Source organism: Modestobacter roseus, assembly GCF_007994135.1.
Taxonomy (GTDB): domain Bacteria; phylum Actinomycetota; class Actinomycetes; order Mycobacteriales; family Geodermatophilaceae; genus Modestobacter; species Modestobacter roseus.
Window position 1 is genome coordinate 360,561 of the sequence record NZ_VLKF01000001.1, and the last position, 24,349, is coordinate 384,909.

Annotated in this window: 24 protein-coding genes; 8 read left to right on the forward strand and 16 right to left on the reverse strand. The window is 74.8% G+C overall.

The features are described from left to right. The first annotated feature begins 142 nt into the window (after positions 1-142). Positions 143-1,102, forward strand: a complete 960-nt coding sequence (locus JD78_RS01815; protein WP_153360837.1) for a DMT family transporter — start codon at positions 143-145, stop codon at positions 1,100-1,102. Positions 1,103-1,115: 13 nt separating this feature from the next. Here JD78_RS01815 and JD78_RS01820 read toward each other — a convergent pair whose 3' ends face one another. The 4 genes from JD78_RS01820 to JD78_RS01835 form a co-directional block, all read right to left on the reverse strand. Further along, the gene (locus JD78_RS01820; protein WP_153360836.1) at positions 1,116-3,344 is read right to left on the reverse strand and encodes a putative bifunctional diguanylate cyclase/phosphodiesterase; all 2,229 of its coding nucleotides are present in this window, start codon (positions 3,342-3,344) and stop codon (positions 1,116-1,118) included. 88 nt (positions 3,345-3,432) lie between these two features. Continuing rightward, the gene (locus tag JD78_RS01825; protein ID WP_153360835.1) at positions 3,433-3,828 is read right to left on the reverse strand and encodes a PPOX class F420-dependent oxidoreductase; all 396 of its coding nucleotides are present in this window, start codon (positions 3,826-3,828) and stop codon (positions 3,433-3,435) included. A 34-nt stretch (positions 3,829-3,862) separates the two neighbouring features. After that, the gene (locus JD78_RS01830) at positions 3,863-5,962 is read right to left on the reverse strand and encodes a SpoIIE family protein phosphatase (RefSeq protein ID WP_153360834.1); all 2,100 of its coding nucleotides are present in this window, start codon (positions 5,960-5,962) and stop codon (positions 3,863-3,865) included. 192 nt (positions 5,963-6,154) lie between these two features. Next, the gene (locus JD78_RS01835) at positions 6,155-7,684 is read right to left on the reverse strand and encodes an MFS transporter (protein WP_153360833.1); all 1,530 of its coding nucleotides are present in this window, start codon (positions 7,682-7,684) and stop codon (positions 6,155-6,157) included. A gap of 221 nt (positions 7,685-7,905) precedes the next feature. On the opposite strand from JD78_RS01835, the gene JD78_RS01840 reads away from it, so the two are divergent. Then, the gene (locus JD78_RS01840; protein WP_153360832.1) at positions 7,906-9,546 is read left to right on the forward strand and encodes an APC family permease; all 1,641 of its coding nucleotides are present in this window, start codon (positions 7,906-7,908) and stop codon (positions 9,544-9,546) included. 1 nt (position 9,547) lies between these two features. Here the strand turns inward: JD78_RS01840 and JD78_RS01845 are convergent, their stop codons facing one another. After that, positions 9,548-11,095: an MFS transporter gene (locus JD78_RS01845; RefSeq protein WP_153360831.1), complete on the reverse strand. Its 1,548-nt coding sequence runs from the start codon at positions 11,093-11,095 to the stop codon at positions 9,548-9,550. A 90-nt stretch (positions 11,096-11,185) separates the two neighbouring features. Between JD78_RS01845 and JD78_RS01850 the strand changes: the two genes are divergently transcribed. After that, entirely contained in the window at positions 11,186-11,782 is a 597-nt protein-coding gene (locus JD78_RS01850; protein WP_153360830.1) for a TetR/AcrR family transcriptional regulator, read from the forward strand. A 92-nt stretch (positions 11,783-11,874) separates the two neighbouring features. Then, positions 11,875-12,057, forward strand: a complete 183-nt coding sequence (locus JD78_RS01855; protein WP_153360829.1) for a hypothetical protein — start codon at positions 11,875-11,877, stop codon at positions 12,055-12,057. Here the strand turns inward: JD78_RS01855 and JD78_RS01860 are convergent. Both JD78_RS01860 and JD78_RS01865 read right to left on the reverse strand, forming a co-directional pair. Then, positions 12,054-13,265, reverse strand: coding sequence for a DUF2786 domain-containing protein (locus JD78_RS01860; protein ID WP_153360828.1), 1,212 nt, complete (start codon positions 13,263-13,265; stop codon positions 12,054-12,056). The two genes, JD78_RS01855 and JD78_RS01860, sit on opposite strands and share 4 nt — an antisense overlap. A 181-nt stretch (positions 13,266-13,446) precedes the next feature. Further along, a complete protein-coding gene (locus JD78_RS01865; RefSeq protein ID WP_153360827.1) occupies positions 13,447-13,668 on the reverse strand; it encodes a hypothetical protein in 222 nt (73 codons plus the stop codon). Positions 13,669-13,764: 96 nt separating this feature from the next. On the opposite strand from JD78_RS01865, the gene JD78_RS01870 reads away from it, so the two are divergent. The 4 genes from JD78_RS01870 to JD78_RS01885 all read left to right on the forward strand — a co-directional run bounded on the left by JD78_RS01870 (position 13,765) and on the right by JD78_RS01885 (position 17,189). Then, on the forward strand, positions 13,765-14,547 hold the full coding sequence (locus JD78_RS01870) for an isocitrate lyase/PEP mutase family protein (protein WP_153360826.1): 783 nt from the start codon (positions 13,765-13,767) through the stop codon (positions 14,545-14,547). A gap of 43 nt (positions 14,548-14,590) precedes the next feature. Continuing rightward, positions 14,591-15,133, forward strand: a complete 543-nt coding sequence (locus JD78_RS01875) for a class I SAM-dependent methyltransferase (RefSeq protein WP_153360825.1) — start codon at positions 14,591-14,593, stop codon at positions 15,131-15,133. 45 nt (positions 15,134-15,178) lie between these two features. Then, positions 15,179-16,360 (forward strand): acyl-CoA dehydrogenase family protein, encoded by a 1,182-nt coding sequence (locus tag JD78_RS01880; protein WP_208103951.1) that lies wholly within the window; start codon positions 15,179-15,181, stop codon positions 16,358-16,360. A gap of 124 nt (positions 16,361-16,484) precedes the next feature. Continuing rightward, complete coding sequence (locus tag JD78_RS01885) at positions 16,485-17,189, forward strand: response regulator transcription factor (RefSeq protein WP_194290481.1); 705 nt, start codon at positions 16,485-16,487, stop codon at positions 17,187-17,189. A gap of 13 nt (positions 17,190-17,202) precedes the next feature. Here the strand turns inward: JD78_RS01885 and JD78_RS01890 are convergent, their stop codons facing one another. From JD78_RS01890 to JD78_RS01930, 9 genes are all read right to left on the reverse strand, one after another. Further along, positions 17,203-18,021 carry a response regulator gene (locus JD78_RS01890; RefSeq protein WP_166520914.1) on the reverse strand — a complete coding sequence of 273 codons (819 nt, stop codon included), beginning with the start codon at positions 18,019-18,021 and terminating at the stop codon, positions 17,203-17,205. Further along, positions 18,015-18,482 carry a hypothetical protein gene (locus JD78_RS01895; RefSeq protein WP_166520915.1) on the reverse strand — a complete coding sequence of 156 codons (468 nt, stop codon included), beginning with the start codon at positions 18,480-18,482 and terminating at the stop codon, positions 18,015-18,017. The genes JD78_RS01890 and JD78_RS01895 overlap by 7 nt, the downstream gene beginning before the upstream one ends. Continuing rightward, positions 18,479-19,135 carry a signal peptidase I gene (locus JD78_RS01900; RefSeq protein ID WP_153360822.1) on the reverse strand — a complete coding sequence of 219 codons (657 nt, stop codon included), beginning with the start codon at positions 19,133-19,135 and terminating at the stop codon, positions 18,479-18,481. Before JD78_RS01900 ends, JD78_RS01895 begins: the two co-directional genes overlap by 4 nt. Positions 19,136-19,179: 44 nt before the next feature. After that, complete coding sequence (locus JD78_RS01905; RefSeq protein ID WP_166520916.1) at positions 19,180-19,812, reverse strand: TasA family protein; 633 nt, start codon at positions 19,810-19,812, stop codon at positions 19,180-19,182. A 194-nt stretch (positions 19,813-20,006) separates the two neighbouring features. Then, a complete protein-coding gene (locus tag JD78_RS01910; protein ID WP_153360821.1) occupies positions 20,007-21,446 on the reverse strand; it encodes a sensor histidine kinase in 1,440 nt (479 codons plus the stop codon). After that, complete coding sequence (locus JD78_RS01915) at positions 21,443-21,862, reverse strand: response regulator (RefSeq protein WP_228395199.1); 420 nt, start codon at positions 21,860-21,862, stop codon at positions 21,443-21,445. The genes JD78_RS01910 and JD78_RS01915 overlap by 4 nt, the downstream gene beginning before the upstream one ends. 198 nt (positions 21,863-22,060) lie before the next feature. After that, positions 22,061-22,759 carry a DUF3618 domain-containing protein gene (locus JD78_RS01920; protein WP_153360820.1) on the reverse strand — a complete coding sequence of 233 codons (699 nt, stop codon included), beginning with the start codon at positions 22,757-22,759 and terminating at the stop codon, positions 22,061-22,063. Positions 22,760-22,795: 36 nt separating this feature from the next. Then, a complete protein-coding gene (locus tag JD78_RS01925; protein WP_228395198.1) occupies positions 22,796-23,416 on the reverse strand; it encodes a phage holin family protein in 621 nt (206 codons plus the stop codon). Next, complete coding sequence (locus JD78_RS01930; RefSeq protein ID WP_153360819.1) at positions 23,413-24,222, reverse strand: hypothetical protein; 810 nt, start codon at positions 24,220-24,222, stop codon at positions 23,413-23,415. The genes JD78_RS01925 and JD78_RS01930 overlap by 4 nt, the downstream gene beginning before the upstream one ends. Positions 24,223-24,349 lie beyond the last annotated feature (127 nt).

Here is a 24,349-nt window from a genome sequence, read left to right on the forward strand (position 1 = left end):
CCGGTCCACGCCGGTCGTCCTGCCCGCCCCGTCGCACACCCGGCCCACCGTAACGGTCCGCTGCTGTGACGGAAGTGGTTCCTGAGCCGCTGGTCCCGCCGTCACCCGGCCCGGCGGCTGATCCTGTGGTGAACTCGGCGGCGTGACTGCGGCCATCCTCCTGGCGCTGCTGTCGGCGTGTGCCTTCGCCACCTCGACCGTGGTGCAGCACCGGTGCGCGACGTCGGCGGGTGAGTCCCTGCCCGACGGGGCCGTGCTGCGGCTGGTCGGTCGGCTCGTCCGGCACCGCGGGTGGCTGATGGGTCAGGTCGCCGCGCTCGTCGGGTTCCTGCTGCACGCCGCCGCCCTGACGTTCGGCCCGGTGGTCATCGTCCAGCCGCTGCTCTCCGGCGGGCTGGTGCTCTCCCTCGCCCTGGGTGCGCTGATCGACCGGCGACACCCCGAACGCACCCTGCCCGACCGCGGGCAGTGGGTCGCGGCCGCGCTGGTGGTCCTCGCGCTCGCCGTCTTCGTCGTCTCGGCCAAGCCCGACCACGGTTCGGAGTTCGCCGACCCCGCTCCGCTGCTGGCCTGCCTGGGCGCCGGGGCCGGGATCATGGTGCTCGCCGCGCTGTGGGCACTGCGTCCCGCCCCGCCGCACAAGGCCCTCGCCCTGGGCATCGCCGCCGGCTTCGGCTTCGGCCTCACCGGCCTGCTGCTCAAGGACGTGGTGGCCCATCCGCCCGCCGAGCTGCTGACCTCGTGGACCACGTACGTGCTGCTGGCCAGCGGCGCCGCCTCCATCGTGTTCGCGCAGTGGGCCTACCAGTCCGGCGCGCTGATCGAGATGCTGCCGGCGATGGCGGTGCTCGAGCCGCTCGTCGCCGTCGGCCTGGCCACCCTGGTCTACGACGAGCGGCTGCAACCGGGGGCGCTCGCCCACGCCGGCCAGGCCTTCGGCGTCGTCGCGCTCGTCGTCGGGGTCGCGGTGCTGGCCCGCCGGTCGGCGGCGCAGGAGGAGTCCGAGGTGCCGCTCGGGCTGCCGCCACCGGCGTCCTTCGCGGTGCCGCACTCCATCGAGCAGCACGAGCCCGCCGTCGGACGGGGCGGCCCCCGCCGCTGACCGCGGCGCCGGTTCAGGCCGGCTGCCGGACCGGGGGAGCGGTGGTGGCGACGGCGAGCAGGGCGGTGACGGCCGGGGCCGGCACCGGGCGCGAGTGCAGGTACCCCTGGCTCTCGTCGCAGTCCAGCCGCGCCAGGTGGGCCAGCGTCGCCGCGGTCTCGACCCCCTCGGCCACCACCCGCAGGCCCAGCCGGTGGGCCAGCTCGATCGTGCCGTGCACGATCGCCGCCGTCCGGGGCTCGGTGAGCAGGTCGGCGGTGAACGAGCGGTCCAGCTTGAGCTCGGTCACCGGCAGGTCCTTGAGGTAGGTCAGCGACGACCAGCCGGTGCCGAAGTCGTCGATGCTGATCGCGGCGCCCAGCTCGGCCAGCGCGCGGACGACGACGAGGCCGGCGTCCGGCTCGGTCATCAGCACCGTCTCCGTCACCTCCAGCACCAGGGCCGAGGCCGGCAGCCCGTGCTCGGCCAGCAGCGCCGCGACCCGGGCGGGCAGCGCGGTGTCGGACAGGTTGCTGGCCGACAGGTTGACCGACACCCGCAGCGGCGTCCCGGTCCGGCGCCACTCGGCGCCCTGGCGGACCGCCTCGGCGAGCACCCGCTCGGTGACCGGCCCCATCAGGGCGTGCGCCTCGGCGAGGGGGAGGAACTCCGCGGGTGCCAGCAGGCCCCGGGTCGGGTGCTGCCACCGCACCAGCGCCTCCACACCGACCGTCCGCCCGGAGGCGACGTCGACCTGCGGCTGGTACCAGAGCACGAGCTGGTCGGTGTCGACGGCGGCGCGCAGCTCCTCGACCAGGGTGATCCGGCCGCTGGTGTCCACGTGCCGGGTGGCGTCGTAGGTGACCGCCGTCGCGCCGTGGCGCTTGGCGTCGTAGAGGGCCGCGTCGGCGCGGCGCAGCAGCCGGGTGGCGCAGTCGCCCGGCGCGTGGCCGTCGGCGACGTGCCCGGTCGTGCCGACGCAGACCGGGGCGTGCAGCACCAGCCCGTCCACGTCGTAGGGCTCCCGGGACAGCGTGACCAGGTCGGCGCCGAGCGACGGGGTCAGGTCGCCGGGGTCGCCCTGCGGGGGCACCGGGACGACGACGGCGAACTCGTCGCCGCCCAGCCGCCCGACCATCGCACCCGCGGGCAGGTGGTCGGCCAGCCGACGGCTGACCCTGCGCAGCAGCTCGTCGCCGGCCGCGTGGCCGAGACCGTCGTTGACCTCCTTGAAGCGGTCCAGGTCGACCAGGCCCAGGGAGAAGGGGTGCCCGGTGGCACACAGCTCCTCGATCCGCCGGATCAGCGCGCGGCGGTTGGCCAGCCCGGTCAGCTCGTCGGTCAGCGCCTCGCGCCGGCTCACCGCCAGCTGCGCCAGGTCCCGGAGGTTCACCAGCAGCCGCAGGCTCGAGGCGACCGCGGCCAGCCCCGCGCACCAGATGATCGCGGCCCGCGAGTCGGTCAGCGCACCCACCACCAGCGTCACCGTGGCCACCGAGATGAGCGCGAAGGCGCCCACGGTGGAGTCCGCCGGGTCGGCCGGCTGCGGGGTGCTCGTCCGCGCCGGCAGCGCGGCCGCGACGCTGCACATCACCACCGCGGCGCCGGTGACGGCGGCGACGGGTCCGACCGCCTCGCCCGCCGACCACAGCGCCAGACCGGCCGCGACGAGCAGTGCGACCTGCGTCCCCGCCACCAGCGCCATGCGCACGTCCCGGGCCAGTCCGGCCACGGCGGTGATCACCCAGCTGGTGCCCAGCTCGATGACGGCCACCGCGGCGGCGGCCAGCATCGGCTGCAGCTGCCATTCGGGGAGCTCGGTCAGCGGCCCGCCGACCAGGTCGACGACCACGTTGCCCATGGCCACCGCGACCAGCACCGCGGCGGAGGCGTTGAGCACGTCGTTGGGGTCGGCGGCGCTGGTCGAGAACCGGTTCCAGCGGAGGAGGCCGCCGTACGTCGTCGGGAAGCCCACCACCACGGCGACCATCGCCGGCACCACGCCGAGCGGACCCGCGGCGGGGAGCACGGTGACCAGCACGCCGACGGCCAGCAGGACCGCGGTGCCCTGCAGTCGCACCCACACGCGCCGGTCCGGACCCGGCACGGCGCGGCGCAGGAACACGGCGAGCGCACCCAGCGCGAGCACGACGGCCAGCGGGACGACGGCGGGACCGGGCGCCCCGGCCACCAGGACGGCCAGCGCGAGCACCGCCGTCCCGGTGCGGAGGACGGCGGTCGGCGCGCCGCGGTCGCGTTGCATGTCCCCACCGTCGGCCGGTCCGCCGCTCCTCATGACGGGGAGCCGCCCCTGCCTCACCCCAACGGGCGGCAACGGGCGGCGCGCCGGGTCACCCCTGCGGCGAGGAGATGCGGTCCGCGGCGATCCGCACGATCAGCCGCTGCTGGTCCCGGCCGCCGTACCAGGGGTAGGGGCCGCCCAGGTACTTCTGCGCGAGCTGATCGATGTGCGCCGCGGCGCCGTCGGCGGTGATCTCCACGACCCGCCCCCGGACGGCGACGTAGCGCGACACGTCCCGCGGGTCGGCCACGTTGACCGCCACCCGCGGGTCGCGCTGCATGTTCCGCACCTTCTGGAACCCCGCCACGGTGTTGATGACGATGTGCGTCCCGTCGGTGTCCACCCAGGTCTGGGTCATCTGCGGCGACCCGTCGGGCATCAGCGTGGCCAGGAAGCAGGGGCTCGGCCCCCGGAGCAGGGCGAGCAGCGAGGCGGGCAGGTCCACGGTGGTCCTCCAGGGTGGGGTCGCCGGGTGGCGGTCAGGGGGTGGCCGGGTCGGCCGGCACCACGTCGGGCACCCGGTTGGGGCCTGCCTCGGGTGGCCGCGGCCGGTCCTGCGGGTGCAGGCGCACGGCGACCAGCGCCACGTCGTCGTCCGGCTTGCCCTCGACCAGGCGCTCGATCAGCTCGTCGCACAGCTCCTGCAGCGGCCGGTCGGCGAGCTCGGTGAGCGCCGCGCGCAGCCGGTCCAGGCCGGTGTCCAGGTCGGAGTCGCGGCGCTCGATGAGCCCGTCGGTGTAGAGCAGCACCGTCGCGCCCCGGTCCAGGGTGACCACCGAGTCGCTGCGCACCGTCCCGGAGTCGACGCCGAGCAGCAGGTCGGCCTTCCAGTCGGCGAGCACCGCCACGCTGCCGTCGGGGTGGAGCGCCAGCGGCGGCAGGTGCCCGGCGTTGGCCCAGATCATCCGGGTCACCCCGCGCTCCCGTTCGTCGTCCGTCTGCTCGAACCGGGCGACGGCGGCGGTGGCGATGGTGTCCAGCTGGAGCACCGCCATCGCCGCGTCCAGCCCGCGCAGCACCTCGCCGGGGGGCGCGTCGCTGTAGGCGGCGATGCCGCGCAGCAGGCTGCGCACCTGGCCCATCGCGGCGGCGGCCGCGGTGTCGTGGCCGACGACGTCGCCGATCACCAGCATCGTCGAGCCGTTGGGCTGCAGGAACGCGTCGTACCAGTCGCCGCCCACCCGGGCGGCCTCGGCGGCGGGCAGGTACCGCACCACGATCTCGGCGTGGTCGGGCTCCGGCGGCTCGGTGAGCAGGCTGCGCTGCAGCCCCTCGGCCATCTGCCGCTGCTGGCCGAACAGGCGGGCGTTGTCCAGCGCGAGCCCGGCCCGGTCCGCGACGTCCTGGGCCACGGCGACGTCCTCGTCGGTGGGCTCGTGCCCGCCGGCGTAGAAGAGGGTGAGCAGGCCCAGCGTGCGACCGCGGGCCCGCAGCGGCAGCGCGACCTCGCTCCCGGGGGCGAGCACCGAGATCAGCTCCCGCGCCCGGCCAACCGGCAGCAGCTGCGTCACGTCCTCGGCGCGGAAGGAGACCGGTTCGTCGGAGTACAGCGCCCGCGCCACCGGCGCGGTCAGCGGCATCGCGTCCAGCCGGACCTCGGTGTAGTGGTCCAGCACTGCCCGGCTGCCGGGGTCGACGTGCCAGCTGCCGACGTCGCGGGGGTGCCCGTCGTCGTCGATCACGGTGACGACGCAGAAATCGGCCAGCGCCGGGACGACGATCCGCGGGAGCCGTGCCGTCGCCGCCTGCACGTCCAGCGTGCCGGCCAGCTCCGCGCTGACCTGGGCGAGCAGCGCCAGCCGCCGGGCGGCGCGCTCGGCCTGCTCCAGGGCGCGGTGGCGCTCGGTGACCTCCAGGAAGTAGACCGACAGGCCCTCGGGGGTCGGCCAGGCCCGGACCTCGTACCAGCCGTCCAGCGGGGCGGGGTAGTGGGCGTCGAAGGCGACCGGCAGCCCGTCGGCGACCGCTGCGCGGTAGCTGTCCTCGAACACGCTGTTCACCGCCGCCGGGAAGGCCTCCCAGATGACCTCGCCCAGCAGGTCCTCGCGGGAGCGCTGCAGCAGCCGCTCGGCCTCGGCGTTGACGTGCGTGAACCGCCAGTCGGGGTCGAGCTGGTAGAAGCCGGCGGGCATCGCCTCGAGCACCCGGGTGACCCGGGCCTCGCCGTCCAGGGTCGCGGTGACGTCGGTGGCGACCCCGATGACCCGGACCGCGGCGCCGTCGGGACCGGGCAGCGCCCGGCCGCGGGCGGACACCCAGCGGGTCTCGGCGCCGGGGACGACCACCCGGTAGACGGCGTCGTAGTCGCCGCACTCGTCGATCGCGGTGTTGAGCGCTTCGGTCACCCGCGGGAGGTCATCGGGGTGCACCCGGTCGTTGAACGCCTCGATGGCCTCCCCGAAGGTGTCCTTCCGGTAGCCGAACAGCGCGATCAGCCGGTCGTCCCAGACCAGGCGTCCGCTGATCAGGTCCCAGTCGAAGGTGCCGATGTCGGCCGCGGCGATCGCCAGCTGGGCGCGCAGCTGCGCGGCGTCCTGGTCGGTACGCGACGCCCCGCCGACCCTGGTCGGCTCTTGCACGGTTCACCATCCACGTCGATGCCCGGCGCGGGCCGAGAGGTCACGGCTCGCTGATGAGCACCTGACACGGAGTTATGTCACGTGCGACCGGGCTGACGCAACCACCCGGGCCGAGATCACGTGTCGCCCGGGCCACCCGGGTGCGGCGCCCGCCCCGGGACGGGGACGGGCGCCGCGCGGTTGAGGCCGGACTCAGTGCCCGGCGGGCACCTGGGCGCCCCGCTGAGGCACCGGGTTCGGCCCGTTCGGCAGCACCACCAGGCTGACGAGCGCCCCCAGGGCGAACACCCCGGCGGAGACCAGGAACGCCCGGGTCTCGCCGGCCACCGCCGCCTCGGCCACGACCGACGGCGACTGCGCGTGCGACGCCAGGTAGGCGGTGGTCGCGGTGGTCGCGATCGTGTTCAGCAGCGCGGTGCCCAGCGCGCCGCCGACCTGCTGGCCGGTGTTCACCAGCGCCGAGGCGACCCCGGCGTCGGAGGGCTGGGTGCCGGAGGTCGCGGTGTTGAAGCACGAGGCGAAGATCAGCCCCATGCCCAGCCCCATGACGAACAACGCCGGCAGGACGTGCGCCGCGTAGCCGCTGTCGGACTCGAGTCGCCACAGGTAGAGCAGGCCGGCCACGCCGAGCAGCTGACCGGTGGTGATGAGGAAGCGCGGGCCGATCCGCGGCAGCAGCCGGGGGACGATCACCGTCGAGCTGGTGATGATGCCGGCGACGAAGGGCAGGAAGGCGACCCCGCTCCGCAGCGGGCTGTACCCCTTGGTCTGCTGGAAGTAGTAGGTGAGGAAGAGGAACACGGCGAACATGCCGATCGCGGCCAGCGCGATGGCCAGGTAGGCGCCGCCGCGCCGGCGGTCGAGCACCACCCGCAGCGGCAGCAGCGGGTGCGCGACCCGGCGCTGGAGGAGCACGAAGGCGACCAGCAGCACGACCGAGACGGCGATCAGCACCAGCGTCGTCGGATCGGCCCAGCCGTCGGTCTCGGCGCGGGCGAAGGCGTAGACCAGCCCACCCAGACCGAGGACGGCGGTGACCACGCCGGGGATGTCCAGGTGCACGTTGCCGGCCGGCGGGACCGGGCGGACGAACCGGAGGGCGCCCAGCCCGGCGACGAGGGCGATCGGCACGTTGACGTAGAGGCACCAGCGCCAGCTGAGGTACTCGGTGAGCACGCCACCGAGCAGCAGCCCGATGGCGGCGCCGGCGCCGGCGATGGCACCGAAGATGCCGAAGGCCTTGCCGCGCTCCTTCGGGTCGCTGAACGTGATCGTGAGCAGGGACAGCGCCGACGGCGCCAGCAGCGCGCCGAACACGCCCTGCAGGGCGCGCGCGGCGACCAGCGTGCCGAAGCCGGTGGCGGCGCCACCCAGGGCGGAGGCCAGCGCGAAGCCGGCCAGCCCGATCAGCAGGGTGCGGCGGCGGCCGAACATGTCCGCGAGCCGGCCGCCGAGCAGCAGCAGCCCGCCGAACGCCAGCGCGTAGGCGGTGACGACCCACTGCCGGTCGGCGTTGTCGAAGCCCAGGTCGGCCTGGGCGCTGGGCAGCGCGATGTTCACGATCGTGGCGTCGAGGACGACCATCAGCTGGGCGAGGCCGAGCGTGGCCAGGGTCCACCAGCGTCGGCCGTGGTCGTGCTCCTGCTCGCGGGCGGCCCGGCCCGCGGCGGTCTCCGGGCCGGCGGGCGAGCCGGGGGTGCTGGGCGGGGCGGGGTGGGACACAGCGCACTCCTGGACGGTGGGAGGTGGGGGCGCCGCGTCGCGCCGGGGCCGAGCAGGTGATCGGGTGGGACGAGATGCTTGTTCGGCGCAAGCAACCCGCGCTCGCCCGCCGATGTTCCCCCCGGGCACCGACAGTTCTCGCCGGGCGTGCACCCACCCCGGGCCGAGACGGCGTCGGCCGTGTGCGATAACAGCAGCATGACTGCCTGCACGGCCCCCGCATGACCGGTTCGTCCCCGGCGCCGCTCGCGCCCGCCCGCACCGACGGCGTCGCCGTCGACAAGGGGCTGAAGAGCGGCGCGCTCGGGCTGGGCTCCTCGATCGTCCTCGGCGTCTCCTCGACCGCGCCGGCCTACGCGCTCGCCGCCACCCTGGGCTTCGTCGTCATCGCGGTCGGGGTGAAGGCGCCGGCGATCATGCTGCTGGCGTTCGTGCCGATGTGGCTGATCGCGATCGCCTACTCGGAGCTGAACAAGCGGGAGCCCGACTGCGGCACCACCTTCACCTGGGCGGCCCGGGCCTTCGGCCCGCGCACCGGGTGGATGGGCGGCTGGGGGATCATCGCCGCCGACGTCATCGTGATGGCCAACCTGGCCCAGATCGCCGGCTCCTACGGCTACCGGCTGGTCGGGCTCGACGGGCTGGCCGAGAGCACGCTGTGGACGACGGTCGCCGGCGTCGGGTGGATCGCCCTGATGACCTGGATCTGCTACCGGGGGATCGAGCCGACCGCCCGGCTGCAGAAGGTGCTGCTGGCGATCGAGCTGGTCGTGCTGGTCGCCTTCGCCGGCTACGCGCTGGTGAAGGTGTTCGGCGGCGGCGCACCCGCGGGGTCGCTGACGCCGTCGCTGTCCTGGCTGTGGCCGTCCGGGGTGAGCTGGCCGGCGCTCACCGAGGCCGCGCTGCTGGCGATCTTCATCTACTGGGGCTGGGACTCCGCCCTGGCGGTGAACGAGGAGACCGCCGACCCCACCCGGTCACCCGGGCGCGCGGCGATCATCTCCACGGTGCTGCTGGTGGGCATCTACGTCGTCGTCTCGGTGGCCACCGTCGCCTTCGCCGGGGTCGGCACCGAGGGGATCGGGCTGGGCAACGAGGCCAACGCCGAGGACGTCTTCGCCGCGCTCGGGGCGACCGTCTTCGGTGACGACCTGGTCGGCCGGGCGTTCGAGGCGCTGCTGATCATCTCGGTGCTGACCTCGGCCGCGGCCTGCACCCAGACGACGATCCTGCCCACCGCCCGCGGGACGCTGTCGATGGCCGCCTACGGCGCGCTGCCGCGGTCCTTCGCCCGGATCCACCCCCGGTACCTGACGCCGACGGTGTCGACGATCTGGATGGGGATCGTCTCGATCGCCTTCTACGTGGGCCTCACGCTGGTCAGCGAGAACGTGCTGATCGACTCGATCACCGCGACCGGCATGCTCATCGCCTTCTACTACGGGCTCACCGGCTTCGCCGCCGCCTGGGGTTTCCGCCGCTCGCGCTCGCCGCGGGACGTGCTCATGCGCGTGGTGCTGCCGCTGCTGGGCGGGCTGTTCATGCTGGTGGTCTTCGTGCTCGCCTGCATCGAGTACGCCGACCCCGACTACGGCTACACGGTGATCGGCGGGGTGGGCGGCGTCTTCGTCGTCGGCGTCGGCTCCCTGGTGCTCGGGCTCGTGCTGATGGCCGTCTGGAACCTGGTGGCGCCGGCCTTCTTCCGCGGCGAGACGATGGCCAGGGGCACCGGTGACCTGCTGCTGGAGCCGGCGCAGGTGACCCTGGCGCTGCCGGACAGCACCGAGGCGACCGTCGTCGCCCCGGACCTGTCCAACCTGCCGCCGGGCCGGGAGCCCTTCGACCCGCGCGCCGGCTCCTAGGTCACGCCGGGGCCGGGACCGGCTCGGCGGTGGGCTCGGGGAGCCGGTGCCGGGCGGGCAGGAACGCCAGGACGACGACGGCGCCGACCGCGCTGGCCACCGCGCACACCCACGACCCCGCGCTGACGCCGTCCAGGAAGGCCTGCCGGACCGCCTCGGTGGCGTTGCCCGGCACCTGCCCGGCGACGGCCAGGCCGGCGAACACCGAGTCGGCCGCGCCCTCGGCGGCCTGCGCCGGGGCGCCGGCCGCGGTGAGCCCGTCGACCACGGCCGGGCCGTACACGGTGCTGAGCACCGAGCCGACGACCGCGACGCCCAGGGTGCCGCCGACCTCCCGCACGGTGTCGTTCACCGCCGACCCCGCGCCGGCCTGGTCGCCGCGCAGCGCGCCCATCACGGCCTCGGTGGCCGGGCTGGTGACCAGGCCGAGACCGGCGGCCATCAGCACCATCGCCAGCACGATCCGGCCCCAGTAGGCCGACTCCAGCGTGGTGCCGGTGGCGACGACGAACCCGGCGGCCATGGTGGCCAGCCCGGCCGCGACGACGAGCTTGGTGCCCACCGCCCGCATCGCGACGATCGCCAGCGGTGCGGTGACGGCGATGACGGTGGCGAACGGGAGCGTGGCCACGCCGGCGGTGAGCGTGCCGTAGCCCCGGACCGACTGGAAGTACTGGGTGATCATGAAGATGAACCCGAACAGGCTGAAGAAGGCCAGCGCGATGGCCCCGCTGCCGACCGACACCCGCGGGTCGCGGAACAGCCGGACGTCCAGCAGCGGCTCGGGGGTGCGCAGCTCGCGGGCGACGAACGCGGCGAGCACCAGCACCGCGGCCGCGTAGCCGCCCAGGGTGGTCGCCGAACCCCAGCCGTGTCCGGGTGCCTCGATCGTCGTCCAGACCAGCAGGCCGATGCCGAGCACCGAGGCGGCGGCGCCGCCGAGGTCGAAGCCGTGCGCTCGGGCAGACCGGGACTCCGGGACCAGCAGCCGCCCGGCGACCAGGGCGACCGCCGCGATCGGCAGGTTGACCAGGAAGACCGAGCCCCAGGCGAAGTGCTCCAGCAGCAGGCCGCCGGTGACCGGGCCGATGGCCACCGACAGGCCGGTGACCGCCGACCACACGCCCAGCGCGGTGGCCCGCTCCCGGCGGTCGGTGAACGTGGTGACCAGCAGGGCGAGGGTCGCCGGGTAGATCGCCGCCGCGGCCACGCCCATCGCCGCGCGGCCGGCGATGAGCTGGTCGGTGCTGGCGGCCATCGAGGCCAGCGCCGAGGTCAGCGCGAATCCGAGCAGTCCGGCCTGCAGCACCCGCCGCCGGCCGAAGCGGTCGCCGAGCGCGCCGCCGAGCAGCAGCAGGGCCGCGAAGGCCAGCGTGTAGCCGTCGACGACCCACTGCAGGTCGCTCGTGCTGGCCGACAGCTCGCGGCTGAGGGTCGGCAGGGCGACGTTGACGATCGTGTTGTCGATGCTGACCAGCAGCACGGACAGGCAGAGCACGGTGAGCACCCACCACCGACGGGTGGTGGGCGCAGGTGGGGGAGTGGGCATGGCGGCCTCCGGCTTGTAGAACGGTGTGCCAGAACAGTAGGACCATGTTCTACAACTGGGCAAGAGGGATCGGTGCAGGAGGATGAGGTCGTGACAGATGTCAGGCCCGGCGCCGGGCGCACCCCCAGCCGTGCGGTCGAGCAGGCGCTGGTCGACGCGGCGGAGCGGGTGCTGGTGCGCGACGGGCTGGGCGCGGTCACGGTGCGGGCCGTCGCGACCGAGGCGGGCGTGGCGCCGATGGGCGTCTACAACCGCTTCGGCAGCAAGGACGGGCTGATCGCCGCCGTGCTGGTGCGCGGCTTCGACGGGTTGCGCGGCGCGGTGACCGCGGACGACGACGCCGACCCGCTGGCCCGGCTGCTGGCCAGCGGGCGCAACTACCGGCTCTTCGCGCTGGACCGGCCGCAGCACTACGGCGCGATGTTCGGGGGGCGGCCGCTGCCCACCGAGGGCGCCGACGAGCTGGTCGCGGCGGCGACGGCCGCATTCGAGGCACTGGTCGGGCACGTCCGGTACGCGATGGCGCGCGGGGCGCTGCGTGACGGGGACCCGGTCGAGGCAGCGCAGGTCATCTGGAGCTCGGTGCACGGGGCGGTGAGCCTGGAGCTCGGTGGGGCGGTGCTCACCCCCGATCCGTCGGCCACCTACGAGACGCTGCTGCGGATGCTGCTGGCCGGCCTGGCCTGACCCCTTCGGGGGCGGTCGACGCACGATCCGGCGGCCGGGGCTCAAGCTCCGGCCGGGACTGCCGACCTCTCCTGGGACGGAAGGGGTCGATCATGATGGTGTTGGCGTGCAACGCGGTGGGGCAGGCGGCGCTGGCCGCAGGGGTGGCGTCGCTGGACGACGCCCTGCCCGAGCAGCTGCTCTACGTGGCGGGGTGGATGAGCACCGCCACCGACCTGACCCAGCAGTCGATGCTGATCGCCGACCTGGGGTCCACCTTCGACGTGCTCATCTAGCCGGGCAGGGCGCGGCGACCGCCGCCGAGGTCCGCCTCGTCGGCCGCCCTCCGCCCGGCGTCCCAGCCGGCCGGGTCGACCATCGGCCCCTGCCGCCGCCGGACGTGCGGGAAGAGCTCCTCGACCGCCCGGTCGACGGTGGCCTCGCGGTCGGCCAGCAGCGGCACCAGCGCGCCGCCGTACGTGGCCCGCGCCTCGGCCCGGGCGGCGTCGCGGGCGTCGGTGAGCCGCTCGGCGACCCGGGCGGCGTAGGCCAGCCAGAAGCCCCGCCGCCACGCCGTCGCGCGGGTGCGGGAGCCGCCCTCGCGCAGCTCGTGGTCCAGCGCCCGGCCCGCCTGCACCAGCAGCGAGGTGACCAGCAGCTCGACCAGGTCCAGGTCGGCGGCGAACCCGACCAGCGTGGCGATCCCGAAGGCCGGCATCAGCACCACCCGCACGCCGTTGGCGGCGGCCACGCCCTGCAGCACCGCGGCCTTGGCCTCCACGTGCGGGTCGTCGAGGTGGAACCGGCGCGCGGTGACCCCGCCCTCGCCGATGCCGGTGGCCCCCTCGCCCATCGCGGCGTCGATCGCGTGCCGGGCCATCAGCTCCTGCGCCTTCGCCGTCAGCGCCTCGGCCTCCGCGGCGAACTCGGTGGACTCCGCCTTGGCCAGCAGGCCGCGGATCCGGCCGAGCGCCCGCTCGTCGGTGACGACGGCGGGGCCGGGAGCCGCCCCGGCCGTCCACCGGGACGGCGGGGGGAGCAGCTCCTCCACCCGGGGCAGGCCCCGCAGCACGCCGATCACGCGCAGCACCTCGCGCCAGGCCGCCGCCGCGGGAGTCCCCTCCGCGCGCCACCACTCGCTGACCGTGCCGCCGCGCGCGTCGAGCGCGGCCAGCTGCGCCGACCAGGCGGCCGGGGCGGCGTCGGCGCCGGCCGGGGCCGACCCGGCGATCACCGTGGCCGCCAGCCGGGCGGCGCGCTGGGTGGCCCGGCGGCGGACCACGTGCACGACGTCGGCCGGCTGCCAGCCGCCCTCCCACAGGTGCGGGAGCAGGTCGCCGATCACCCGCTGGGCCTGCCCGTCGCTGTCCACCCCGGGGTCGCGGCTGGTCAGCCGGACGACGACCCGGTCCAGGTCGGCGACCCGCACCCCGGGTTCGGCCGCCAGCCGGCCACCGGCCAGCAGCAGTCGCAGCACGTCGTCGGTCGTCGTCGTCCCCGGCACGGGACCTCCTCGTCGGTGGGGTGCCCCAGCGTGCGGGAGCGGCGTCGTCGGTGGGCGCCGGTCCCGCAGTCGGTGGACGACGGCCCCACCTGTGGACGGCGGTGGGCGGATCCGGGCCCGGCCACCCAGCCTGCCAGCGGCCTGGACGGCCGCCGCTCAGGACCCTCCGGTGCCCGCCGGATCAGTCGTCGTCCTCCTGCTCCTCGCCGCCGCCGTCCTCTTCCTCCTCGCCGCCGCCGCCGTCCTCTTCCTCCTCGCCGCCGCCACCGTCCTCGACGATGCCGGCTCCGCCGTCCTCGCCACCGCCGCACGCGGCCGTGGTGAACGAGAGGGTGGCGACGGCGAGGCCGGCGGCGGCCATGCGCCAGCGGGACCGGTGACCGGGGAGGGTGGCGCGGCTCATCGTCAACTCCTGTGGTGTGGGTCGCCGGGTGCCCCGGCGGACGTGCCCGCTCCCTGCCCCGCCCGCAGGTGCCGCACACCCGGCTACGTTGCCCCCATGGCCGACCTCGCGACCCGCGCCCGCACCCTCCTCGACCTGCACGAGGCCCCCGGGATCCTGACCCTGACCAACGTCTGGGACGTCGTCTCCGCGACCGTGGTCGCGAGCACCCCGGGCGTGCGCGCGCTCGCCACGGCGAGCCACTCGATCGCGGCCACCTTCGGGTACGAGGACGGGGAGAACATCCCCCTCGACCTGCACCTGGACATGGTCGAGCGGATCGTCCGGGCGGTCGACGTGCCGGTCAGCATGGACCTCGAGGCCGGCTACGGCGACGCGGGGGAGACCGCCCGCCGGGCCATCGGGGTCGGCGTCGTCGGCGGCAACCTGGAGGACCAGATGAAGCCGCTGGACGAGGCGGTGGCCGCCGTCGAGGCCGTGCTGCGCGCCGGCCGGGACGCCGGGATCGACTTCGTGCTCAACGCCCGCACCGACGCCTTCGTGCGCGCAGCGCCGGACGCCGACCACGACGCGGTGCTCGGCGAGGCGATCACCCGCGGGCAGGCCTACCTCGCGGTCGGGGCGCCGGTCGTCTTCGTCCCCCGGGTCGTCGCCCGGGAGGACGTCGTCGCCCTCGTCGACGCCTTCGGCCCGCGCAAGCTGACCCTCATCAGCGTGCCCGGTGCCTCGCTGCCCGCGCGCGAGCTGGAAGCGCTGGGGGTCGCCCGGGTGTCGACCGGGCCCTTCACCCAGCGGGTCGCGCTCACCGCGCTGCAGGATGCTGCCACCGAGATGGTCGCCGGCGGCACCCTCCCGACGGGGACGCGGCCGCTCAACTGACGCCGCCGACCTGACGCCGCCGACCTGACGCCGTTGACCGCAGATGGCCGCCGACGTGTCCGCCCGGCTCGCCTGGGCCGCGCAGGTCGCCGCCCCCCGGCCGGGGGAGCGGGTGCTGGAGGTGGGGTGCGGGCACGGTGTCCTGCTGTCCCAGCTCGCGGCGCGGCTGACCAGCGGCTCGGTCCTCGGCCTGGACCGCTCGGCCACCATGACCGCGGCGGCAGCGGCCCGGAACGCAGCGGCGGTGGCGGCCGGCAGGGTCGTGCTGCAGACCGCGGCCCTGATCGACGCGGACCTGCCCGACGCGGCCTTCGACCTCGTGGTCGCGGTGCACGTCGGGGCCTTCTGGCGGCCCCCGGCCGACGAGTACGCCGTCGTGCGCCGGGTGGTCGCCGAGGGTGGTCGCTTCCTCCTGGTCGACCAGCCCCTGCAGCCGGGGACGGCGCAGGGCAGGGCCGACCGGGTGGGCCGGCTGGCCGCGCCGCACGGGCTGACCGTCGCCGCGGTGCACACCGGTGACACCCCGCCCCGCCCGTCGATCGCCGTCGAGCTGCGCCCGCGCCGGACGCTTGTTACTGGCGAGTAGTACCGTCGGTCAGGTCGACGCCGACGACCCGAGAGAGGCACCCGCGTGACCACCGACCTGCTGCTGCCCGCCGACTTCTTCGCCTTCCAGTCGCTGCTCAGCGACGAGGAGCAGAAGGAGCTGCTGGCCCTCCGCGAGTTCCTCGAGTCGGAGGTCAAGCCGCGGGTCAACGCGGCCTGGGCCGCCGCCGAGTTCCCGATGGACCTGATCCCGGCGTTCGCCGACGCCGACATCGTCGGGCGCTCCTACGACTGGGAGGGGCGGCCCCGGGCCTCCCGGCTGTTCACCGGCTTCCAGGCGATGGAGCTGTCCCGGGTCGACCCGTCGATCGCCACCTTCCTCGGCGTGCACAACGGCCTGGCCATGGGCTCGATCATGATCCTCGGCTCGGAGGAGCAGCGGCAGCGCTGGATCCCCTCGATGATGGCGATGCAGACGATCGGCGCCTTCGCGCTGACCGAGCCCGAGGGCGGCTCCGACGTCGCCCGCGGCATGCGCACCACCGCCCGGCGTGAGGGCGACGAGTGGGTGCTCGACGGCGCCAAGCGCTGGATCGGCAACGGCACCTTCGCCGACGTCGTCGTCGTGTTCGCCCGCGACGTGGCCGACGACCAGGTGAAGACGTTCGTCGTGGAGAAGGGCACCCCCGGCTTCGCCGCCAGCAAGATCGAGGACAAGTTCGCGCTGCGCACCGTGCAGAACGCCGACCTGACCTTCACCGGGTGCCGCATCCCCGCGGCGAACAAGCTGGCGGACGGCAACACCTTCAAGGACGTCAACAAGGTGCTCAAGGTGACCCGCGGCGGGGTGGCCTGGAGCGGTGTCGGCTGCCAGGTCGGGGCCTACGAGGCCGCGGTCGCCTACGCGAAGAGCCGCGAGCAGTTCGGTCGGCCGATCGGTGGCTTCCAGCTGATCCAGGACCTGCTGGCCAAGATGCTCGGCAACGTCACCGCCAGCCTCGGCATGACCGTGCGGATCTCCCAGCTGCAGGAGGTCGACGCGCTCGGCGACGACCAGGCCGCGCTGGCCAAGAGCTACGTCACCAGCCGTGGGCGGGAGACCGTCGCGATGGCCCGTGAGCTGTTCGGCGGCAACGGGATCGTGCTGGAGAACGACGTCGTCCGGTACTTCAACGACGCCGAGGCGCTCTACTCCTACGAGGGCACCCGGGAGATGAACACCCTCATCGTCGGCCGCTCGATCACCGGTATGAGCGCCTTCGTGTGAGGGCCCGCGTCACCCGTTCGGGGCGGGTGGCCGGCTGCCCGCTGGAGAGCCCCGCCCCGGATGTCGATGACTGCCCCGGATGCCACCTGCGTCCGGGGCAGTCGTCGTCCGTGGAGGAGAGGTCGTGTCGGGTCAGTCGGTCCTCGTCGTCGAGGACACCCAGGAGATCCGCGAGCTCGTCGTCACCGTCCTGCGCCGGGCGGGCATGGACGTCCGCGAGGCGACCACGGGTGCCGAGTGCCTGGCCGAGGTGCGTCGCGAGGCTCCCGACGTCGTCGTGCTGGACCTCGGCCTGCCCGACGCCGACGGCACCGAGGTCTGCCGCCAGCTGCGCGCCGAGACCGACTGCTACGTGCTGATGCTGACCGCCCGCGCCGAGGAGGTCGACCTGCTCATCGGGCTGGCCGTCGGCGCCGACGGGTACATGTCCAAGCCCTTCTCCCCGCGCGAGCTGGTGGCCCGGGTGCAGACCATGTTGCGGCGGCCCCGCACCGTGGCCGTGCCCGAGCCCCGGCCGGCCCTCGAGGACTCGGTGCAGCGACTGGCCGACCTGGAGGTCGACCCGGACACCCGGGAGGTGCGGGTGGACGGCGCCGCGGTCGACCTGACCCGCACCGAGTTCGACCTGCTCGCCGCCCTGGTCTCCCGGCCCGGCCGGGTGCTGCAGCGCGAGACGCTGCTGCGCGAGGTCTGGCAGACCGACTGGGAGGGCAACCTCCGGCTGGTCGAGGCACACATGTCCAACCTGCGCCGCAAGCTCACCGCGGCGGGCCTGAACTCACCGGAGATCAAGACGGTCCGGGGCGTGGGCTACCGCCTCGTCGCCTGAGCGACGCGAACGGTCAGGCCGCGAGGCCGCGCCGCCGGGCCAGCATCCGGCCGGTCGCCGCGTCGACCGCGTGCAGCGTGGCGGCCAGGTCGGCCCGCCCCGCCGTCACGTCGGCGGCGAAGGCCACCTGGCGGCGCCGGTCGACGTCGTCCCGGCTGCCGGCCGGGCGGGCCAGGCCGCTGAGCTCGGCCAGCCGGCCGTGGGCGACGATCCCGCGCCGGGCGTCGGCCGCGATGGCCCGGCAGACGTCGGCGACCTCGGGGTGCCCCAGCTGGCCGGAGGGGCCGGCGAGGGCCTGGGCGGCGCTGGCCACGGCGCGGGGGTCACCGGACCGGACACCCCGGGCGATCGCCGACAACCGGGTCGGCAGCGCGTCGGCGTACATCACCTGCAGCCGGTCCATCAGCTCGGCGTCCAGGTCGGCCTCGGCCAGGTCCTCGACGTCCACCAGGTCGAGGACCCCGGCGGTCGCTGCGGCGCTCCGGTTGCGCAGCAGGTCCAGCAGGAGGCGTGCGTCGAACGGGGCGGCCAGGCACGCGAGGGCGCCGGCCGCCGCAGCGGCGGCGCGCACCTCGTCCGTGGGTTCGGGGGTGACGACCAGGAAGCGGGCGGTGCTGCCGGCGGCGCGCAGCTCGGTGAGCAGGGCGGGCCCGTCCGGTGCGCCGGGCACCGCGGCGGCGGTGACCACCAGGTCCATCGAGATGGAATCGCTCAGCCAGCGGGCGTCCTCGGCGTCGCCGGCCTCGTGGACACCCCAGCCGGCCAGCTCCAGCAGGCCGGTGACCTGCTGCCGGGCGGCGGGGGAGGCGTCGATGACGAGGGCGGTCAGCACGTCACTGCTCCTGTCTGGGCCGGTGCGGAGGTCCAGCCGTAGCTGGTGAGGGTGGTGATGCGGACCCGGATCCCCTGGTCGGCGTAGGAGCCGTCGACGTCCTGGGTGAGGCTGGTCGTGCCCGGGCCGACGGTGGCCAGCGGGAAGGTGCTGCCGTCGCGGAAGACGGCGGTGAGCTGGTACCCGGTGACCCCGCGGGTCGTGCTCGGGCTCCAGGACACCCGGGCGTGCAGGGTGCGGCTGGCGTACCAGGTGTTGTTCCACTGGCTGTAGGTGTAGGTGGTGCTGCACCGGGTGCCGGCGGTCGAGGGGTTGGTGACCGGTGCGACGGTCAGCGTGCTGGCGTCCACGGTGGTGCGGGCCTGAGCGGTGAAGGACGCCTGGGCGGGGGAGACGGTCAGCCCCAGCACGGTGGCGACGGCGACGGCGAGGAGCAGCAGGCTGCGGTGCACCCGGGTCATGCCCGATCACCCTCGGTGTCGTCGTCCTGCGCGACCTCCTGCTCGACCTCCGCCGGCCGCCAGATGGTCAGCAGCAGCCAGCCGGCCAGCAGCGCCGGAGCGCCGTAGACCAGGGCCTGGCTCACGACCGGCGTGCGCAGGGCCTCGATGAGGTGGCCCAGCTCGGGCACCACGGCCCGCACCTGCCAGGCGGTGTCGCCCTGCAGCGTGGCCTGCCACGGGTCGACCGCGTCGTTCGCGTCGCCCTTGGTCTCGACGGTGACCTGGCCGTTCTCGCCGTGCTCCACCGAGAGCACCCGGTGGCTGACGACGCGGTGGTCGTCGACCGGGATGTGGTACGCGATGATCATCCCCGGCTCGACCTCCTCGACCGGCAGCGGCGTCACGATCGTGACGTCACCCGGGTCGATGACCGGCGACATGCTCCCGGTCAGCATCGTCATCGTGCGGTACCCCAGGACGTGGGGGCCGATCGCCAGGACCGCGAAGACCAGGACGGCGAGCGCGAGCAGCAGCCGCACCGTCCAGCGCGACGCCCGGGCCAGGGCCCGCTTCCCGGCGCCCGACGGACGGGCGGCCTGGGTCAGCTGCTGCGCCGGACGCTGGTCGGCGTCCGCGGTGCGTGCGGGGGGTGCGAGCAGGGCGGTGGTCATGGCGGGTCCTCCGGGAGGGTGTCAGCGGGTGGGGGAGCGCCAGGTCAGCGCGCGGAACCGGTGGCCTGGGTGCCGGAGAAGGTCAGGGCCAGGGTGGAGGTCTTGTTCTGGAACTCGTTGCCGGCGCTCGCGGGCAGCGACAGGGTGACCACCAGGTGGTCGGTGCCGCCGACGGCCAGGCTCTTCAGGTTGTTGATGGCGATGGACGCCCCCGGAACGGCCCGGCCGGCGTACAGCGACGCGGGAGTGCTGCACGAGTAGGTCGCAGCGCCGCCGGAGATCGACTCGGTCCACGCGACCGGGCAGGAGCTGACGGTCATCTGGAGCCCGTTGCTGGCGTCGGTGTCCAGGATGCTGCTGGCCGTTGCGGTCGACTGGAGCAGGAGGCCCGAGAAGGGCAGGTCGCCGGCGTTGCGCAGGTCGACGGCCCGGCTGATCGAGGAGCCGGGCACGAAGCCGGCCGCGCTCATCGGCAGCGTGGTGGTGCCGGCCCGGTCCAGCTGGATGTCGAGCGTGCCCGTCGTGACCGACGCGTTCAGCGGGGTGGTGCTGTCGGTGAAGGTGCCGAAGGTGCCCAGGCCGGCGACGGCGGCCGCGGCGCCCACGACGCCGAGCGAGCCGAGGATCTTGCGGGCGGTGCGGCCGCGGGTGGCGGAGGCGGTGGTGGTGGCGCTCATGGCGGGTCTCCCTGGTCTCGTGCCGGTGTCGGCGGGGGATCCCGGCGACAGACACGACTCTGGAGGCCCTTCCGCAGGGGTCCCGCGAGCGATCCGCAAGAAAACCGCAAGGAACGCGGCACCTTCCCGCACACGCGAACGCCCCCGCCGGCAGAGCCTGGCGGGGGCGTTCGGGAGAGCCGGACGAGCAGGCCTCAGCCGAGCGGCAGGGCGAGGATGAAGGTCGTGCCGCGGCCCTCGACGCTGGTCACGCCGAGCGTGCCGCCGTGCGCGGTGGTGATCGCCTTGGTGATGGTGAGCCCCAGCCCGACGCCGGGGACGGCGTTGCGGCGCGCGGTCGAGGCGCGGAAGAAGCTGGTGAACAGCCGCCCCTGCTCACCGGCCGGGATGCCGACCCCGGTGTCGCTCACCGACAACAGCGCGACGGGGCGCGCGCCGGCGGTGCCGGGGGCGACCTCCGCGCCGGCGTCGTCCTGCCACCCGGCGCGCAGCCGCAGGGTGACCGAGCCGCCGGCGGGCGTGAACTTCACCGCGTTGGAGACCAGGTTGTCGCAGGCCTGCCCCAGCCGGAGCGCATCGCCGCGCACCACCAGCCCGTCGTCCGGCACCTCCACGGCCAGGGCGATGCCCCGCCCGGCAGCGGTGACCCGCGCGGTCTCCTCGGCGCCGCGCACCACCGCGGCGAGGTCGACGTCGGCGGGCTGCAGGGTGAACTTCCCGGCGTCCACCTGGGCGGTGAACAGCAGGTCGCCGACCAGCCGCAGCAGGCGCTGGGCGTTGCGCTCGACGGTGCCCAGGTACTGGCGCTGCTCGTCGGTCAGCGGCTGGTCGGGATCGTCGAGCACCAGTTCCAGGTAGCCGAGGATGGAGCTCAGCGGGGTGCGCAGCTCGTGGGAGATCAGGCTGACGAACTGGTCCTTGAGCCGCTCGCTGGCGCGCGCCTCGGTCATGTCGGTGGCGACGAAGTTCCAGCCGGCCTGCTCGCCGCCGTCGTCGGTGCGGGGGGTGATCGCCACGGCGACGGTGAGCCGCCGGCCGTCGGCGGTGAGGTAGGTCCAGTCCCGGACGTCGCTGCCCTGCTCCCGCGCCACCTGCACGAGCGCGGCGAAGCGGTCGGCCGGGTCGGCGTCGGCACCGGGCCGGAGCTCCTCGGGGTCGTGGAACTCGGTGATGCTCCGCCGGCGGACGACCTCCGCGCGCGGGAGCCCGAGCAGCCGCTCGGCGCCCGGGTTCCACACCCGGATCACGCCATCGGGGTCGGTGCCGATGATGGACTGCTCGGTGACGGCGTCGATGACGCTGGTCATCGTCTGCGCCCGGGCCCGCATCATCCGGGTGGCGACCTCGAGCTCCTCGGCGGTCGACTGGCCCCGGCTCACCAGTTCCCGCCGCTGCCCCTCCAGCGCCGCGGAGGCGGCGAGCTGCCGGTGCAGGCGCCGGGCGAGCTCGCCCACGGCGAGCACGGCCACGAGCCCGGCGACGCCGAGCAGCGTCGACCCGGGGCGGGTGAGCAGCACGGCCACGGCGGAGACGACGACGGCGGCCAGCACCACGGGGGCGGACGACGCGGCAGGGGGCCGTGGGGCCGGGGGAGGGGAGCCGGCCGTGGCCGCCGGGTCGAGCAGGGCGGTCACGAGGCACTCCCCGGTGAGCAGAGCCGGCGGACCTCGGCGACCAGGCCGGCGACGGTGAAGGGCTTGGGCAGGTACGCGTCGGCGCCGGCGGCCAGCCCGCGGGCGACGTCGTCCGGCGACGCACCGGCCGACAGCAGCAGTACCCGGGTGCCCGCGGTGGCCGGGTCGGCGCGCAGTTCGGCGCAGACCTCCAGCCCGGTGAGCTCGGGCATCGACACGTCGAGCACCACGAGGTCGGGCCGCTCGGTGCGGGCCGCGGCCAGGGCCTGCGCACCGTCGGCGACGGAGGTCAGCAGGGTGCAGCCGGCCTTGCGCACGGCGAGGGAGACGAGCAGGCGGATGTCGGCCTCGTCGTCGGCCACCAGCACGCGGGCGGCGGGGTCCACGGTGCCGGGGTCCACGGGTTGGGGGTCCACGGCGTCACGCTCCTCTGCGGGCAGGGCCCGTCCCGGCCGGGACGGAGTCCGTCGCCTCGGACAACGTCAGCCCGGTGGTGTTCCTGGAGCAGCGCCGCCCGGCCGCTCACCCGTGCAGGTGAACCAGGCCGGCAGGCCCGGGACGCACGTCGGCCCCCGGTGCAGCTGCACCGGGGGCCGACGGGGTGTCGCGGCCGATCAGGAGGAGGACTTCTCCTGGACCTTCTGGCGGGACTCCTGGGCCTGGCCCTTGACGTTCTGGGCGGCGTGCTGGCCCTCGCCCTTGACGTCCTCGGCGGCGTGCTGGCCCTCGTCCTTCACGGTCTGCACGCCGTCCTGGGCGGTGGTCCTGACCGACTCCATCGCGTCCTGGGCGGCCGGCTTCAGGTTGTCGCCGATCTCCTGGGCCACGTTCTTCGCCTGCTCCTTGAGCGGCTCGGAGTGCTCCTTGAGCGCCGACTCCGCCTGCGAGGCGAGCTGCTTCTCCCGCTCGCTGGTGGGCAGCAGCGAGGAGACGAGCCAGCCGACCCCGAAGGCGATCACGCCGGCGGCGAGGGGGTTGCCCTGCGCCTGGCGCTGGATCGTCTCGGGCGCGTGCTGGACGGTGTCCATGGCGCTGTGCGCGGCACCCTGGACGTTGCCGGCGGCGTCGTGCGCGGCCCCCTGGGCGCTGCCCTGGGCCTGCGACGCACGGTTGCTCACCTGGTCACGGGCGTCGTGGGCGCTGCCGAACACCTTGTCCTTGAAGCCGGACATGGTGGTCTTGGCCTTGCCGACGCGACGGTCCATCACCCGGGTCGGGCTGACCTTCTCGTTCAGCGCGTCCACGTCGTAGCTCAGGTTGGCGCGGGTGTCCTCGATCTGGCGCCGGATCTGGTCCGGGTCACTGCTGGTCATGGGAGATCTCCTGTCGGAGTAGAGGAGGGGAGCAGGTCAGTGGGGCTTCAGCGCGCCGGGCACCTGCTTGAGGGTGTCCACGGTCTGCTCGGGCTTCGGGTCCACCTGCTTGAGCTGCGAGAAGTCGACCGCCTGCGTGACCCGCTTGGGGTCGACCTCCTTGAGCTTCTTGCGGCCCATGGCGGCGAGGACGGCGGCGATCAGCCCCCAGACGACCGCCACGATCAGCGCGGACCAGCCGACGGGGATGGCGCTGGCCAGTGCCCACATCAGCGCCAGGCTCAGGAAGAGCACCAGCATGTAGCCCGCGAAGGCGGCCCCGCCGAGCATCCCGGCGCCCTTGCCCGCCTTGGTCGCCTCCGCCTTGGCCGCGGCGGTGGCCTCGTTCGCCTGGCTCTTCACGATGCCGGTGGCCTCGTTGGCCTCCTGCCGCAGCTCGGCCTTGGCCAGCTCCAGCTCCTGACGCATCAGGGTGGACAGGTCCCGGCTGACCTCGCCGATCAGCTGACCGACCGACGCGCGTTCCACGTCGGGGTGGCCCTCCTCGGTCATCGGCTGCGCCGTGTTGCCGGAGTGCTCCGTCGGGACGAACCCGGTGGCCCCGGCGCCCGCGTAACCGGCCTGGCCGTAGGTCTGGTTGCCGCCGGGGGCGGTCACAGCCGACCCTCACCCGGGGTGCGGGACTCGTCGTCCCAGCCGGCACCGGCAGCCGGGGTCACGGTCGTGCCCTCCGGCGGCAGGGTGCCGTACGGCGGGGGCGGGACCGAGCCGGTGGTACCGGTGGTCGCGTACCCCGTGGTGCCGACGGCGTAGCCGGTCGTCGGCGTCTCGGCGACGTAGTTGCCCGTCGCGGGCTGGCGGGTGCCGCCGTCGCCCTGGCCGGAGTCGTTCTCGTCCTTGTGTGCCGCGACGGCGCCGGTGGTCAGCCGCCCGGCGACCACGCCGGCGATGGCCGCACCGAGCAGGAACGCGCCCGGCCGGCGGCGGGCGAAGGCCCGCACGTCCTGGAGCATGTCGCCGGGCTCGCGGTCGGACACCCAGCTGGCCAGCTGGTCGACCTTGTCGCCCGCCTGACGGACCAGGTCGGCCGCCGGCCCGCTCGGGGTCTCGCCGCCGCCCTCGGCCATGCTGCGCAGCTGGCCGGCGATCTCGCCCAGGCCCTGACCGGCCTTCTGCTGGCCGGTGCGGGCCTGCTCGGTGAGCTGCTGGCGGCCCTGGGCCACGAGGTCCTGCGCCTGACGGCTGGCCTCGTGGGTCACCTGCTTGGCCTGGTCGGCCGCGGTGGCGGCGACCTGGCTGCCGGCCTCGGCAGCGGTGTGGCCGACGTTCTTCGCCTGGTCCCTGGCGGTGTCCGTGGTCTCCTGGGCGGCGCCCTTGGCGGCGTCCTTGGTCGACGCGTTGCCCGTGCGGTCAGCTGCCCCGCTCGAAGGTGACTGCGTCGGGGTGTCGATGGAGTGGGTCATCGTTCCTCCTCGTCGTGCATCGGGCTCGTGGTGTGGAACTGGTGGTGTGGAACTGGGCTCCGGCCGTCCGCGACCGGGCGCGCGCCATCGCCGGCCGAGCAGGCCGGGGTGGTGGTGTCGGGTCGCG